At 32.3% G+C, this 15,839-nt stretch carries 13 protein-coding genes; all 13 read right to left on the bottom strand.

Annotated features, from left to right (window positions below; genetic code table 11):
* Positions 1-265: 265 nt before the first annotated feature.
* The 13 genes from LQ622_RS00170 to LQ622_RS00110 all read right to left on the bottom strand — a co-directional run bounded on the left by LQ622_RS00170 (position 266) and on the right by LQ622_RS00110 (position 15,829).
* Positions 266-1,468 (bottom strand): DUF819 family protein, encoded by a 1,203-nt coding sequence (locus tag LQ622_RS00170; RefSeq protein WP_196308388.1) that lies wholly within the window; start codon positions 1,466-1,468, stop codon positions 266-268.
* 87 nt (positions 1,469-1,555) lie between these two features.
* A complete protein-coding gene (gene brnQ, locus LQ622_RS00165) occupies positions 1,556-2,893 on the bottom strand; it encodes a branched-chain amino acid transport system II carrier protein (protein ID WP_239761932.1) in 1,338 nt (445 codons plus the stop codon).
* Positions 2,894-3,008: 115 nt separating this feature from the next.
* The gene (locus LQ622_RS00160) at positions 3,009-4,895 is read right to left on the bottom strand and encodes a vWA domain-containing protein (protein WP_239747970.1); all 1,887 of its coding nucleotides are present in this window, start codon (positions 4,893-4,895) and stop codon (positions 3,009-3,011) included.
* A 10-nt stretch (positions 4,896-4,905) separates the two neighbouring features.
* The gene (locus LQ622_RS00155; RefSeq protein ID WP_191835557.1) at positions 4,906-5,703 is read right to left on the bottom strand and encodes an ATP-binding protein; all 798 of its coding nucleotides are present in this window, start codon (positions 5,701-5,703) and stop codon (positions 4,906-4,908) included.
* A gap of 78 nt (positions 5,704-5,781) precedes the next feature.
* On the bottom strand, positions 5,782-5,985 hold the full coding sequence (locus LQ622_RS00150) for a DUF6501 family protein (RefSeq protein WP_025905040.1): 204 nt from the start codon (positions 5,983-5,985) through the stop codon (positions 5,782-5,784).
* Between the two features lie 15 nt (positions 5,986-6,000).
* Positions 6,001-6,816: a VOC family protein gene (locus LQ622_RS00145; RefSeq protein ID WP_126477657.1), complete on the bottom strand. Its 816-nt coding sequence runs from the start codon at positions 6,814-6,816 to the stop codon at positions 6,001-6,003.
* Positions 6,817-7,276: 460 nt separating this feature from the next.
* Positions 7,277-7,957, bottom strand: a complete 681-nt coding sequence (locus LQ622_RS00140) for a hypothetical protein (RefSeq protein ID WP_239761933.1) — start codon at positions 7,955-7,957, stop codon at positions 7,277-7,279.
* Between the two features lie 152 nt (positions 7,958-8,109).
* Positions 8,110-8,313, bottom strand: coding sequence for a hypothetical protein (locus tag LQ622_RS00135; protein ID WP_239761934.1), 204 nt, complete (start codon positions 8,311-8,313; stop codon positions 8,110-8,112).
* A 146-nt stretch (positions 8,314-8,459) separates the two neighbouring features.
* Positions 8,460-9,704, bottom strand: coding sequence for a 2-oxoglutarate dehydrogenase complex dihydrolipoyllysine-residue succinyltransferase (gene odhB, locus LQ622_RS00130; protein WP_239774508.1), 1,245 nt, complete (start codon positions 9,702-9,704; stop codon positions 8,460-8,462).
* Between the two features lie 13 nt (positions 9,705-9,717).
* Positions 9,718-12,504: a 2-oxoglutarate dehydrogenase E1 component gene (locus LQ622_RS00125; RefSeq protein ID WP_204170195.1), complete on the bottom strand. Its 2,787-nt coding sequence runs from the start codon at positions 12,502-12,504 to the stop codon at positions 9,718-9,720.
* A gap of 91 nt (positions 12,505-12,595) precedes the next feature.
* Positions 12,596-13,972, bottom strand: coding sequence for a HAMP domain-containing sensor histidine kinase (locus tag LQ622_RS00120; protein ID WP_037590504.1), 1,377 nt, complete (start codon positions 13,970-13,972; stop codon positions 12,596-12,598).
* Positions 13,969-14,643, bottom strand: coding sequence for a response regulator transcription factor (locus tag LQ622_RS00115; protein ID WP_037590505.1), 675 nt, complete (start codon positions 14,641-14,643; stop codon positions 13,969-13,971). The genes LQ622_RS00120 and LQ622_RS00115 overlap by 4 nt, the downstream gene beginning before the upstream one ends.
* 577 nt (positions 14,644-15,220) lie before the next feature.
* Positions 15,221-15,829, bottom strand: a complete 609-nt coding sequence (locus LQ622_RS00110; RefSeq protein ID WP_037590506.1) for a phosphatase PAP2 family protein — start codon at positions 15,827-15,829, stop codon at positions 15,221-15,223.
* Positions 15,830-15,839 lie beyond the last annotated feature (10 nt).

The raw sequence follows: 15,839 nt of genomic DNA, 5'->3' as shown, positions 1-15,839 counted from the left end.
TCGTGGCTTAAGTACCGAATAAAGCCAAGAGATGAGCGAAGTCATGGCTTAAGTACTGAATAAAGCCAAGAGATGGTCCAAGTCATGGCTTAAGTACCGAATAAAGCCAAGAGATGGCTCAAGTCATGGCTTAAGTACTGAATAAAGCCAAGAGATGGCTCAAGTCATGGCTTAAGTACTGAATAAAGCCATGACTTGGTTATAAATCTGAGTTATACCCAACAAACTCACACCTCCTACACCGCCTACTCATCCAACAACCCACTTACATAAATTGGCCTAAGAAATACCCCATTAATGTTCCGACGTAATTTCCGATTACATAACCTAAAGTACCTATGATTAAAATAGGTCCGACTAATCCTTGCCAACCTTTAGATATTGCTAAAGCAGCTGCTGTTGTTGGTCCTCCGGCATTTGCATTACTAGCGAGTATCATTTCCTCAATATTGAATTTGAACAATTTTCCGAAGAACAGTGTTATAGATAAATTGAAAATCAAAATAACGGCAACGAAAATAAATAATAATGGTGCTGTTTTGATAATGATTGGTATAGATGCTGGTACACCTATTACGACAAAGAAAATATATATTAAAAATGTACCGAGTTCATCAGAAGCGTTTAAATTCTCAAAGAATTTACTAAACATAGCTACTGTAACAAGTGTTAATGTTGTTAACAATAAAAATTGGTCACCTATAATACTCACTAATATTTCCATAAAGTGATTGTTTTTAGGAATGTATTCATTAACGAGTTCTGAAATTTTAAAACTTATCGCAACTAACGCAAATGCTATTGAAATCGAATAAGCAATATCTTTTAAACTTATTTCGTTTCGTTTCCAATATGCTTCTGCTTGATTACTGTTCGTATCATCATTTGACGTATAAAGTCTTTTAAAATATTTTTTAACAAATTTCATATTTGGAAGTGTAATCAATACAATAAAATAGAAAGCCATTACACTATTATCGGCTACAACTGTTGCGGAAACTAATTCTCCTGGTGTTTGGAATTTCGTGCTAAGTGCTGCAAAATTTACACCACCACCTATGTAACTACCAGTCATCATAGCACCTATTTTATCTAGTTCAGGTATAAATTGGTGAAGTAATAAAAATCCTACTGCAACACCTACTACAGTACCTACTGAACTGATTAGGAATATAAATAAAAGTCTTCTACTTTCTTTCCAGATTTTAAATATGTTTGATCTAAATAAAAGTAAAGGAATTGCTAACGGAATAACATATTCCCATACTTGATCATAAACTGGCGATTCAATCGGAATGATATTGAGATTGGATAATATCATCGCACCAATTAATGCAATGATAGCGCCTGTTAGTTTTGCTGCAAATTGATACCTTTGTTCTAAAAAGATACTTAGCGCTGCAATACCTACTAGAATTGCCCATAATAACCATGTTTCATCTTTGTTTATAAATGCATTTAAAATCATGAAAACCAACCCCTTTTTATCTTGTTATCAATATGATGACATAAAAAATAAGAATCTTCAAAATAATTTTGAAGATTCTTATACAACTTACGAATATGTGATTGGTGCTTGATTCTTAACTTTACCAATTATAAATCCAATAATGAATCCAACGATTGCAAATGGAATCCATTCCATTTGGTAAGTTGATAATGGTAATTGTTGAATAAATCCAATTTTAGCCCAACCCATTTGGTTTACAACTGATATTAATGAAATAATTGTTACAAGTGCTACTGATAATTGCTGTGCGATTGGTGGTGTACCAACATACTTAGCAAGAACAATTAATAATACAGCTGTAATTGCGATTGGATATAACACTAATAATACTGGTAGTGAACCTTTAATTACTGTAGTTAAACCTTGGTTTGAAAGGATGAAACTAACTAATGTAAAGATTGTTACAAACCATTTGTAAGAAATTTTAGGTATAATCTCGTGGAAGAATTCACTCACTGATACGATTAAACCTGTAGCTGTTGTTAAACAAGCTAATGCAACGATAATACCGATTAAATATTTACCAAACTCACCGAATGCTAATTGAGCGGCTGTTGTTAAGAGATAAGTACCGATATTTTGACCGTTATCGTTTAATTCTTTAAGTGTCTCAGCTGAAACGTTCATGTGATTTCCGATCCAACCTAATGAGATGTAAATAAATCCAAGTGCAAGTGCTGCAATAACACCTGCATAAATTGTTTGTTTGAATAATCCTGTTTCTCTCGTTACACCTTTACTCTTAATTGCTGTAATAACAATTAGTGAGAAAGCAATAGCTGCGATAGCATCCATTGTTAAGTAACCTTCAACGAAACCTTTACCAAAGCTTGTTCCAGCACTACTATATACTGCAGTATCACCTGCAACAGGTGCTTCTCCACCTAATGAGAAGAATGCTTTAATAATTAATGCTGTAATTGAAATTAATAGTAATGGTGTTAAAATCGCACCGACTTTATCGACCATTTTACTTGAGTTGAAACTTAAGTAAAAGACAATGATAAAGTAAATCAGTGAGAAAATAAATAAAGCCATTGAACTATTTGTATCAAAAATTGGTGTAATACCCATTTCGAAAGATGTTGCTGCTGTACGTGGTATTGCGAATAATGGTCCTATTGTTAAAGAAATTGCAACTAATAATACAATTGCAAAGACTGGATGAATTTTACTTAATGAAACTCTGTATCCTTTTTCCTCAATTGAACCTGCGATTACACCAATAAGTGGCAAACCGATTCCCGTAATGACAAAACCAAATATTGCTGGCCAGAAGAAATGACCGCTCGATAATCCTAATGCTGGAGGAAAAATTAAGTTCCCGGCACCAAAGAATATCGCAAATAACATAAACCCTACTACAAAAATATTCTTGTTCATATATTTTACTCCTTTTACGTCTTACAATAATTAATATTCTATCATTGGAGTTAGTTTTCGTCTATATGAAATTTCTGAAAATTTAAAAAAGAATGTTATTATTTAAGTTTGTTAATTATATAGATTGCAACAGTAATTTTTTCAATAACGGTGCCAACTGGTATGGTAAATTTTCAACACCTTCTACAAATAAACTTTGTTTACCATAGATGTTATGAACAGTCTTTTTCGTTGCTTCATCAATCACGTCTTGATTAAGGAATACATTAAAGACATAAATCCCTTGTTTATCGGCTTCTATTACAGCTTCATGTGTATCTATAATGCCATCTTCTGCATAATCAAATGCTGAAGGTTCACCATCAGAAAATACAATTAAGAATTTTTGAGACTCAGATCTTTGAAGTAAATGTTGAGTTGCAACTCTTAAAGCGACACCATCTCTATTATCATCTTGAGGTTCTAACGTCATAATTCTTGCATCATTCTGTTTAAGTGTTGATTCATTATATAAGATAAGTTCTTCAATAGTATTAGGTTGATTCAATTTATCAGCTTCAAAAGCATCTTCACTAAAACCAAGAATTTCATGTTTTATATCTAAATTTTTAAGTGTTTCATGGAATAGGACGACACCTTTTTTAGTTTCTTCCATTTTGTCGTGCATACTTGCTGACGCATCAACTAATAATGTGAATGTTGCATCTAATTTTCTGCTAAATGCGTCTTTTTTGAAGAATAGTTTATATTGATCATCGATAAACCAATTTAGAAGATTTTTTTGTAAGCGACCTTTAGTTAAGTTTTCTCTTATATCACTATATTGATGATTCATAGATTTTTGGATTATGCTTGTTAAATCTTTTATTTCAAACTGAACACTATCGACAGCTTCTTTATATGCTTCCATATGTGTTGGTAAAATATCTGGTCGATTGAAAGTAAGAGAAACATTTTGGTTAATACCTTTAAGTTGATATTGCTGATTAAGACCTTGTGCGCCGCCCTCTTCATCATCTAAAGTATTGTTAGAGCCCTTACCTTTTTTCTCCATCATATCCGTCATATCATCGCCAGCGTCACCTTCTCTATCATTATCTGTCAAAATGTCGCTATTTTCACCTTCGTGAAGTTCCATTTCTAAATAAGATTTGCTGTCAGTTTGACTATCGTTCGTCTTTGTTTCAGCATCTGCAGATTCAATGTCGTCTGGATCATGATCTTGTTCATGACTTTGATCAGTGTTAGCCGCATCTTGACGTTTTAAATCTTCTAAAGTCCACTCTTCTTCATAAGAACGATAAATACGCTCTGGAATATGATAATACTGGTTAAGCATATCTTCTTTTAATAAATAATCTACTAAAATCATAATACTTACAGCTAAATCATAACTGTCTTCTGATGATTGCAAGTTGAATATTTGCGTTAATCGATTAAACACTTGTACGAGTGCATCATCAAAATCATCATTTATTGAAATATTGTTGATGAAATTTTCATTTAAAATAGCATGTTCTATTGCTAAAAATAATAAGTCTGTATAAGTTGTCTTCGTTTGATAAACATGAATTTGACTATTATTTTGTTTGATTTTGACGTTCAATCTATGCTTAAACAACTTTTTAGTGACTGGACGTTTAGACATAATCAAATTTGAAAGACGGTATTCTTCAATAAGCATAAATAATTGTTTAAAAAAGCTCATATGATCAAATGACTCATCTAATACTTCTTTATATATAGCTGGATCTGTATGTTTAAATCCTAAAGTATCTAACATGATGTCGGATTTTAACCCTGCATTTATAATGTGTTCAGGTCGATGTAACCAAGTGAAACTAACATTACATGTATTGTTGATAGGATCATAGTGTTGGAATTTTTGGAAAGAAACTTTAACGTTTGGATCTTCAAGTAATAATTTAGCTAAATCAGTTAACATCATTATTTGTTGTGCATCGATTTGTTCGTCATTAAATAATATAAAACGATCACTCATGATATTCTCCTTACTCGAAAATTAATTCAATTGCATTTTGTATAGCTTGTTGTTCTCTTTCGTCGTCTATTTTGTCTATAATAGCGCGTTTAATTGCACGTCTTACTGGAATGACAGTTGCTAAATCAGCTAAGTCAATCAATGCTCTTATACTCGCTGACTCTTCTGAAATTTGACCTTGGCTCGACATAATGCGTAAATCCTTATTAAATTGAACGATTGAATCGATGATTTCATCATCTTGTAATGCACTTTGTTCTTTAATAATCATTTTTAATGTTTCGCCATCTATATAATCAATATCCAAGACAACGAATCTGTTTTTTAATGCTTCGTTCATTGGTAATGTTCCGATATAGCCTACATTGATTGCGGCAATAACTGAAAATCCTTCTTTAGCTTGTACGACTTCACCAGTAAATGGATTCGTTAATGCTCTTCTAAAGTCTAATACACCATTTAAAATAGGTAACGTTTCTGGTTTCGCCATATTGATTTCATCGATATATAAAATGTCGCCATTCTTCATCGCTTTAATAACAGGTCCATCGATAAATACGATTTGTTGATGACCTTGTTCGTTTGTTTCAATTGTTTTGAAACCTAATAAACTTTCGGCATCTAAATCTACAGAACAGTTTACAGAATGCATCGGTTTGTTTAAATCTCTCGCAAGTGTTTCAGCAAGTTTCGTTTTTCCTGAACCAGTCGGTCCTTTTAAAAGTATATTCTTATTAAGCTTTATCATAGACAAAGCGTCATCATATATTGTTTCATCGTTGTTTAAATATTTATTAAAATTAGCCATTGTGTTCTCCTTTAGTACATTTTATAAACTTAAAAAAGAGTCCGGAACATATAGATGTATCAGACTCTTATCGTATATTTATACTTCTTTAAAGTATGTTTTGTAGTAGCCGCCAACATGACCAGAATTATCAATGATTTGATAATATTCTTCTGTTTCATTAACGACATCATATGTTTTACCTACTGTTAACATATCAGATACTTTAAATTTTTGTGCATCTGTATGTGTAACTTCTACTTGTTTAATAACGTGATTTTCTTTCCAAGTTTCATGTAACATAAATAAACCGCTCCTTTAATTCACTGTGTCATATGTAATTGTAATGATGATGCCAGTTAAGTCACGCACATATAACGAAATTAAGCCGGCTTCATGTTGAATAATATGATGTTCCATTTCAATTCCTTTAACGTGATTAACAATTTTTTCAAAATGATCGATATCATCAATGGAGATTGCTACTCTTTCGATAGGTGGATTCAATGACTCAATCGCATCTGGATAATCAATCAAATGTAACTCTCCGCCATTTCCACCAGCACCGACTTTAAATACGATAGCTGACTCATCATCTATTGTCTTGTATTCAGCAAACAATTGCAACTCAAAAATATTATTTAATAATGAGCCAGTTGCTTGAGTCTCGGGTGATTTAACCATGACCGGCCCTATTCCTTGAATTTGATGAATGGGACTAATTGGACCACCATCATAAGCAGTTCCAAGAGGTACACCAGAATTTTGTTCATCAGAAATAAGATGTAACGCATGTCCATTATTATCATAAAATTTAAATAGATGCTTACCATTTAATTGTTGTACAGACTCATATTTAACTTGATGATCATCAAATTGTTGTTTATATTCATATAATGCGTAATCAGTCGGTACACGTAAAGCTATCCCGTGAAAATGCGTATCTAATTGATCTGAGTCACCAGAATATTGCTTGAAAATCAGTCTCGTACCAGGTGCAAGATTTGCATCACCGATATGTAAGATATTCTTTTCATGGTTCATCAAGGTATTAAGCCCTAAAATATCTTTATAAAATGACTCTGTTTCTTTAATATCAAAAGTCCATAATGTAACACTTCGTAGTCCATTCATGAATATCTCTCCTATATATGAATTCCTATAAATTATATCAAATAAATTCAAAGTATGACAAATCAATCAAATTGAGAATAATGAAAAATATATTTTTGTGTTGTATGGGTGTCGTTACGAACAAGTTTGGTCGAAAGTGTTCATAAGAGCCCTAGTATTTACACTTCTTACGAGTTTTGTAAATACTGGTACCGTTATTAGCAGTTCTGGCCCAAAGTGCAAATAACCTCAATCCATATTATCTTTTATATACAATAAAAGCCACCAATATCATGAGATATTGGTGACTCCTATTTATATTAAGATTCTAATAATAAATCTTCTGGGTTTAGGTAATATATATATACTATCTTTATACATGCTAAAACGTTGTAGTGAAGCGGTTTATAAGTAACCTGGTTTTAGTTTAGTATGTATAAATATCTATAATTATTTAAGTTCTCGGGGGAAATTTGGGGGATTATTCAATCCGTTTAACTTTTTCCCATTCTTCTTTTAAATATTTACTGAGTTTATATGTAAAGTTATCTAATGATTGTTGCAGTTCATTTTTATTTACTTCTTCTGGTTTTGTGCAATATTTAGTTAACAATGCTATACAATTTTCCATTGCATCTATTAATTCGCTATTTTGTTCATTGGCACTTCCGTCTATATTTTCCTCTGAAAAATAAGATTTGAAAAGAAATTTTATTTCACTAAATCGACCAACATATGTAAGTAAATCATTTGATAATGTTGCGTATTTATTCTCTAAATTACCTAATTTCTCTGTATTAGAAGTAATTTTTTTTAATAGATAATCACTTTTATTTTCATCAGTTTCAGTTTTATGTTTCTCTATTAAAGCGTGATTACTTTCATCAAGTTGTTTAACTGATTTAAAAACGAACTCTGCATCCCCGTTAGTTTTATACATTTCAGTATAATTTTTAATTAATCTTGAACTTAATTCCCTAACTTCTTTAATCCATTCCATTCTTGACTTTACGACGACATCTGCTTTTAACTTCATGTCATTTATTTCTTTCTCGTGTTCCATTCTTTTCTTATTTGTAAATTGGGATAGCAACCAACCTACGAAGCCCCCTACTACTGATACAACAATAGGATTTGACAATATTGACCAATCAACTGACATTAAGCCCACCTCTATTTATATTTTATGTGATAGTATTTCATAATTATTTTACCACTTAAATTTGTTAATAACACTAGGGCTTTATATGAACTTTAATAGAGGTGTACTTAATTTGAATTTCTACTTTGCTTAATTCCTTATTTCCTAACCTCTTACCTGTTTTTCTTACTCAATTGTTCTTCCATTTGTTTAATTTTATCCTTATTGTGTTTCAATGATTCTATAATTTGAGCTTTTTTCTTTTCGACTCTTGCTTTCGTTTCTTCGTAGTTCTCATCTTCTGCAGCACGTTTTTCATAGTAATACGCGTCTTCTTTCCAACGTTCATGTATCGATTTACCTATATTATCCCTCATTTAAAATTATTGTTTCAATTCAATACTTTCTTTATAGTAAGCCATTTTCATATAAAAATAAAACCACATCTCAGAATTGAGATGATTCATAATACGAAAAAAATACAACGACAATTACTGTCGTTGTATTTTTCCATAATGCTATATTAAGATTCTAATAATAAATCTTCTGGATTTTCAATTAAGTCTTTAATTGTTTTTAAGAATCCTACTGCTTGTTTTCCATCAATAATTCTGTGGTCATAGCTTAACGCGATGTACATCATCGGTCTATTTTCCATACGATCTTTATCAATTGCAATTGGTCTTGTAACAATTGAGTGCATACCTAAAATAGCAGCTTGTGTACCATTGATAATTGGTGTAGACATTAATGAACCAAATACACCACCATTAGTAATCGTGAATGATCCACCCATCATGTCATCTAAGCCTAATTTTTTGTCTTTAGCTTTAACAGCTAAGTCTACGATATCTTGTTCGATTTCAGCGAAGTTTTTCTTGTCACAATCTTTAACGATTGGTACTACTAAACCTTCTTCTGTAGAAACGGCAATACCGATATCATAGAATTGTTTAAGTACTAAATCAGTACCATCAATTTCAGCATTTACATCAGGATATTTCTTCAATGCTGCTACTGCTGCTTTAGTGAAGAATGACATGAATCCTAAACGTGTACCGTTATGGTCTTCTTGGAATTTTTCTTTCTTACGTTTACGTAATTCCATTACGTTAGTCATATCAACTTCATTAAATGTTGTTAACATAGCTGTATTATTAGATACTTCTAATAATTTCTTAGCTATTGTTTGACGTCTACGTGATAATTTCTCACGAACAACAGGTTTAGAAGGATTGTCATTAGATTTAGCTTGTGCTGGTTGGCTTTTCTCAGCTGGTTTAGCTTGTGGTTGAGGTTTAGCTGCACTTTCAACGTCTTCTGGACGAATAACGTCTCCTGCTTGAGTCTTAACCTTGCTTAAGTCGATACCTTTTTCACGTGCTAAACGACGTGCTGATGGTGTTGCTTGAATTCTTTCATTTGAAGATGCTGTTTCTTCTTTAGCTTCTGTAGCTTCTGGTTTACCTGCATCTTCTTTAGATGGTTCTTCTTGCTTTTCAGGTTTAGCATCGTTTGAAGCTGGTTGTGCTTCTCCGTCTGAAACGACAGCAATGACTGAACCTACTTCAACAGTATCGCCTTCTTCAGCTTTGATTTCAGTTAGAACACCTGCAACTTCTGAAATGACTTCAACATTTACTTTGTCAGTTTCAAATTCGACGATATTTTCGCCCTTTTCAACTTGGTCACCAACTGATTTGAGCCATTCTGAAATTGTTCCTTCTGTAATTGATTCTGCTAATTCTGGTACTTTTACCTCTGACATGATTCTTTTCCCCCTAATTATGTTTTAAAGCTTCTTGGATTACTTTACTTTGTATAAGTTTGTATATTTCGCCGTCGCCTTCTGCAGTTGAAGAACGTACTTTACGACCGTGATATTCAAGCTCTACTTTGCGATCTTCTAGAATGTCTTGAAGTTTTAAGCTAACGAATGACCAAGCACCTTGGTTTTTCGCTTCTTCTTGAACCCAGCGAACTGTTTCTAGATTTCTGAATTCAGAAAGAACGTTCTTTATCTCTTCTTTAGGGAATGGATAAAGTTGTTCAAGTGCAATTAGACAAAGTTCATCGTTAGGATTTTTTTGTAATTCAGTTTTTAAGTCAATAAACATTTTTCCTGATGAAATAATAACTTTCTTAACTTTAGTCTTCTTATATGGTTCAACTAAAATTGGTTCAAATTGTCCTTTAGTGAATTCTTCAATTGGACGAGAAACAATTTTATTTCTTAATAAGCTTTTTGGTGACATTAAGACTAATGGTCTCATTTTATCTGTGTTAAGATATTTTGCATGTCTTCTTAATAAGTGATAATAGTTAGAAGCACTTGTTAAGTTAGCGATTGTCATGTTGTTTTCGCCAGCTAATTGTAAAAATCTTTCCAATCTTGCTGATGAATGTTCAGGACCTTGTCCTTCATTACTATGTGGTAAGAATAAAGCTAAACCACTCTTTTCTCCCCATTTAGCATTGCTGTTAGATAAGAAGTTATCGAATATCATTTGTGCCATATTTGCAAAGTCACCGTATTGCGCTTCCCAAATATTAAATGATTGTGGATGATCAACATTATAACCATATTCAAAACCAACTACTGCAGCTTCAGATAATGGTGAGTTATGAATATCGAATGATGCTTTACCATTCGGTACGTGATGTAATGGAATAAATAACTTACCATCTTTCTCATCATGTAACACAGCATGTCTATGCGCGAATGTTCCACGTTCTGAATCTTGTCCAGTTAATCGAATTGGTGTACCATTTTGTAAAATTGTCGCAAATGCAAGTTGTTCAGCATGTGCCCAGTCTACAAGACCGTCTTTTTCAAATGGTTCACGACGTCTATCTAATACTTTGTTTAACTTCTTGAAGACTGTGAAATCTTCTGGATAATCAAACATTGCATCATTGATCGCTTTTAATTCTTCATAAGTAGCGTTTGCTAACTCATAATCTTGTCCTTCACTGATGTTATCAGGTAAAGTCATTTCTGGATTATCCATTTCAGCATCTTTATCAATCTTGTCATGAGCAGCTCTTAGGCGTTTCGTTACATCTTCAAAAATTTCATTCATTTCAGCTTCTGTAATAATGCCTTCTTCGACAAGCTTTTTACCATAAATATGTTCAATAGATGGATGTTCTTTAATCGCTTTATACATCATTGGATTTGTAATAGATGGTTCGTCCATTTCGTTATGTCCATAACGTCTATAACCAACTAAATCGATGACGAAATCTTTATTGAATTTCTCTCTGAAGTCCATTGCCATTTCAATTGCTTTAACAGTAGCTTCAACATCATCTGCATTTACATGGATAATTGGTAAGTCATAACCTTTTGCAACATCAGTTGAGTATGTTGTAGAGCGTCCATCTTCTGCTTCAGTAGTGAAACCAATTCTGTTATTCGTAATGATGTGTAATGAACCACCAGTTGTATAACCATCTAAGTTACTTAAGTTCATAGATTCAAAGTTAATACCTTGTCCAGGGAATGCAGCATCACCATGAATTAAGACTGCAAGTGATTTATTAACATCTTGACTTGGTCTTCCAGTATCAATTGTTGTATCTTGATTAGCTCTCGCTTTACCAAGAACGACTGGAGAAACGATTTCTAGGTGACTTGGGTTGTTTGCTAAAGTAATCGATTGTTCGATACCGTATTTACTTGTTGTCTTCGTACCACCTAAGTGATATTTAACATCGCCTGTCCAACCAGCTGTGATTTCTAAAGAACCATCTTTCGGTAAGAAAATAAGTGGGTTCTTATGCATAAATTCTGAAATCATCATTTCATATGGCTTTTCTAATACGTGAGTTAAAACGTTTAATCTACCCCTATGCGCCATACCAATTTGGATGTTTGGTATATTAGCAGCATTCGTACGTTTTAAGACTCTTTGTAACATTGGTACTAAACTATCTACACCCTCGATTGAGAAGCGTTTAGCACCTACGAAATTCTTATGGATATATTTTTCAAAGCCTTCTACTTCAGCTAAACTTTTTAATAGTTCGATTTTTTCTTCTTTAGAAATTTCAATTGTATGTGTTGATTCGATATATCTCTTCAACCATACGCGTTCTTCATTATTATTAATATGCGTGTACTCAAAAGCGATAGGACCTTGGTAACAAGAAGTCATATATTCTATTGCTTCATATGCATTGTTAAATTCTCCATCAAAGTGATCTGATACGATAACTGCTGGAAGTTTTTCCAAAGTTTCTTTTGAAAGTCCAAAGTCTTGATGTGTTAATTTTGGTACGTTTTTTCTTTCTGGACGGTACACTGGATAAATATCTGCAGTTAAATGTCCATACTGTCTGATATTATCAATTAAACGCATTACACGTTTTACACTTGAGTTGTCCACCCCAGTACTTGATTGTAGGCCAGCGCCTGTGTTGTTACTTGTTAATTCATCGAATAACACTTGCAAGTCTTCCGGTACTGACTCTGGATCATTAACGTAATTATCATACATTTCTAACATTAACCCTAAGTTAGTTCCAAATCTTACAGGTGCTTCGACATGATTATCATTCTTCATGTTCCACCCTCCAAGAAAATTATAAACCGTTTACATTTCCATTTTAGCACTTAACAGTATTGAGTTAAAGGCTAATTTGACAATATTGAACTTATTTGTTTATAAAAGATTCTTTGAATACAACTGATATTTTTGTGTACTCATTCACAACACTTTCAACTTTCACAATTCCATCATAAGAATTAACTAATTTCTTAGCAATTGAAAGGCCGAGTCCATTGCCGCCTTCTTTTCTAGAACGCGATTTATCAACTCTATAAAATCGGTCAAATATGAATTCTAAATCTTTTTGAGGTATGCCCACACCATGGTCAATAATATCAATTGTAATATTTCTGTTTTTTAAATTCGTCACAATTTCAATATTTTTATTTTTCTTATCATATTTCATAGCGTTATCAATAAAGATCAATAACATTTGTTCGAAATGAAATCGATTGATATTCATTCTAATAGCGTTGTAATTTGATTCGAAATTAAATGTATAATCTGGATGTAATTTCTTTAATGATTTAATTCTAGAATTTATTTCGTAGTTGATATCGACTATATCAATCTCATCACCTGTACTAGATCGAGCATCTTTTGATAATAAAAGAAGTTCTTCGACGAGTTTCGTAATGCGTGTCATTTCTTCTATAGAAATATCTAGAGATTCTTCTAATACTTCTGGATTGTTTTTACCCCATCTTTGAATAAGGTTTAAGTGCCCCTGTATAATTTGCAGCGGTGTTCTCAATTCATGTGAAGCATCTTCGACGAATTGTTTCTGTTGGTCAAAAGAACTTTCCAATTGTTCCATCATTCTATTAAAGGTTTGGATCATATCGTCTGTTTCTTCATAGTTTGTGGGTACTTCAAGCTTTTCTTGGAAACCGTCTCTACGAATTTGTTTCATTTTATCGGATAATATCGTAATAGGTTTCGTGATTTGTGACGAGAATACATAACTGATTAATGCAATTAAGAACAATGCCGTTAATCCAAATACAGTTGCTAATATAATCATAAATTTAATAATGGCATCATAATTTGCTAGTGGATGGACAACAGCTTCATAACCACTGAAATAACTTGTGTTTACAGGTGTATAAACGACAATATATGATTTATTATTTTGTTTCGTTTCATAAACTTTAAGTTGATTCACACGTTCAAATTTAGGCGTATAATCTAAATCGTTATTATGTGTTTCTTCAAAAATTGGTTTACCAAATCTATCATATAGCACAAGCTTTTGATTATCCGTTATCGTCGCATTAATATCAGTTGAAGTAATTTGACCAAGTGTCTTCGTCTTCAATAAATTAATGGTGTCGTACGTACTTCTTGTTGCTGTGCTTGTTTCTTGGTCTTTCAAATATAAACTAATGAAATAAATGATAAACATACTGAATAAAGCAAATATAATAAACGTAATCGTCGTAGTGAGCATCATCCATTTCGTCTTTAATGATTGTTGTTTCATGATCTAATCACGTATCCCACTCCTCTAACAGTTTCGATAATATTCTCTTTCTTGAATGGTTTAAGTTTGTTACGTAAATAACGAATATATACATCCACAACATTTGTTTCAACTTCTGACTCATAACCCCATACATGATTTAAAATCTGTTCTCTTTGTAAGACGAAATTTTGATTTTCAGCCAATAATAATAACAATTCGTATTCAGTTTTTGTCAAATCAACAGATTCACCATGGATAGATACAGAAAAAGCATTTTTATCAATTGTTAAATCATTAACAGTAATTGTATGACTTACTGGTTCAACTGTGACATTTCTTCTAATAATAACGCGAATTCTCGCTAATAATTCTTCAATATCAAATGGTTTAACAATATAATCATCTGCGCCATAATCAAGACCAATAACTTTATCATATGTATCGCCCTTAGCCGTTATCATAATAATCGGCGTATCTTTCTCACGACGAACACGTCTACATACTTCAAGACCATTCATTTTTGGTAACATGAGATCTAATAATATACAATTGTAATCTTCAGCTAGAGCTTGGTTTAATCCACTCTCACCATCATTACATATTTCAACTTCATAGTCCTCATGCTTAAGTTCTAATTCTATAAATCTTGCTAAATTTTGTTCATCTTCTATGATGAGTATCTTTTTCATATTGCCACCTCGTAATAAAATTATAAAAGTTTTCAATTTTTAATTGACAATGATTCTCAGTTAGTTATAATAGTAATTGAAAATGATTATCAATGAAAGAGTTCCCCCTCTAGTAAAAGATAACATTTTCGAGTTTAACATGTTCATTATATATGAGCATTACTATTTTATCATTTAAAATAGTAAAAAATTTAAATAACTAATTGACATTCATTCTCAATTGGTTATAATAGTAATTGAAAATGATTATCAATCAAATAAAAGAGTTCCCCCTCTAAGTATGGATTGAACATTTTCTATAACCCCCTTTTATGCCCATAAAAGTAAAACAGCCGCAGTGATTCTGTCCAAATCACTGTGGCTGTTTTTTTGTTTGGATTTAATAGAGGAATAGAAGCGTTATTTGCAGTCCCTATTTACAAAACTCGCAAGAACTGTAATTACTGGTATCCTTATGAACACTTTCGGCTAAACTTGTTCATAACGGGTGCCTTATGAACACTTCTGACCAAACTTGTTCGTAACGGCAGCTAATTCCAAAAAAAGTATGGAACAGCTCATCCTGTTCCATACTTATCTATAATTTCTTTCGTAACATACTTTGAGTTAGCATTATGCAAATAACGCCACCAATTATACCAGCAATGATATCAGTTGGATAATGTACGCCTAAATATACGCGTGATGATGATATCATTGCGATACAAATGACACATAACCCCATCAAATAAGGTCGAATAGATTTGTTCGCCACTCTAAATATAATGAATATTAGTGATCCGAAAAATGCGGTGGATCCCATTGCATGTCCACTCGGAAAACTAAATCCAGAAATATCTATCAGTCTAAGTAAAGTTGGTCGTTCTCTGTCGAATATATTTTTAAGAAGTGGATTTAATGTACCTGATAAAATCATCGTAACTGCAAAAAATAATGTTTCAATGTTATATTTTTTAAGTTTTAAGTAACAAATCACAATGAGTGATAAGGCAATCATTGCCCAAACTTCTCCTAGTTTTGTGAAACCAAGCATTATAGAAGTTGTTATAAAGCTTTCAGTTGAATATATAAAGTTATAAACTTCATTATCAATCCATTTACCGAGTCTTGATTCATGGAAAAATGCAATGACTCCAAATATCAAACTAAATATTAGTATGAGTAAAGTACGGTTTGCTTGGCTCATTCGATTGCCC

Source organism: Mammaliicoccus sp. N-M50 (assembly GCF_022386995.1).
In the GTDB taxonomy this organism is placed as follows: Bacteria; Bacillota; Bacilli; order Staphylococcales; family Staphylococcaceae; genus Mammaliicoccus; species Mammaliicoccus sciuri_A.
Note: the sequence above shows the minus strand (reverse complement) of the source record. Positions and strands in the feature narration are given on the sequence as shown.

Coding starts and splice junctions, on each gene's coding strand:
- LQ622_RS00170 (WP_196308388.1), bottom strand. CDS start 1,468: ATGATTTTAAATGCATTTATAAACAAAGATGAAACATGGTTATTATGG.
- brnQ (WP_239761932.1), bottom strand. CDS start 2,893: ATGAACAAGAATATTTTTGTAGTAGGGTTTATGTTATTTGCGATATTC.
- LQ622_RS00160 (WP_239747970.1), bottom strand. CDS start 4,895: ATGAGTGATCGTTTTATATTATTTAATGACGAACAAATCGATGCACAA.
- LQ622_RS00155 (WP_191835557.1), bottom strand. CDS start 5,703: ATGGCTAATTTTAATAAATATTTAAACAACGATGAAACAATATATGAT.
- LQ622_RS00150 (WP_025905040.1), bottom strand. CDS start 5,985: ATGTTACATGAAACTTGGAAAGAAAATCACGTTATTAAACAAGTAGAA.
- LQ622_RS00145 (WP_126477657.1), bottom strand. CDS start 6,816: ATGAATGGACTACGAAGTGTTACATTATGGACTTTTGATATTAAAGAA.
- LQ622_RS00140 (WP_239761933.1), bottom strand. CDS start 7,957: ATGTCAGTTGATTGGTCAATATTGTCAAATCCTATTGTTGTATCAGTA.
- LQ622_RS00135 (WP_239761934.1), bottom strand. CDS start 8,313: ATGAGGGATAATATAGGTAAATCGATACATGAACGTTGGAAAGAAGAC.
- odhB (WP_239774508.1), bottom strand. CDS start 9,704: ATGTCAGAGGTAAAAGTACCAGAATTAGCAGAATCAATTACAGAAGGA.
- LQ622_RS00125 (WP_204170195.1), bottom strand. CDS start 12,504: ATGAAGAATGATAATCATGTCGAAGCACCTGTAAGATTTGGAACTAAC.
- LQ622_RS00120 (WP_037590504.1), bottom strand. CDS start 13,972: ATGAAACAACAATCATTAAAGACGAAATGGATGATGCTCACTACGACG.
- LQ622_RS00115 (WP_037590505.1), bottom strand. CDS start 14,643: ATGAAAAAGATACTCATCATAGAAGATGAACAAAATTTAGCAAGATTT.
- LQ622_RS00110 (WP_037590506.1), bottom strand. CDS start 15,829: ATGAGCCAAGCAAACCGTACTTTACTCATACTAATATTTAGTTTGATA.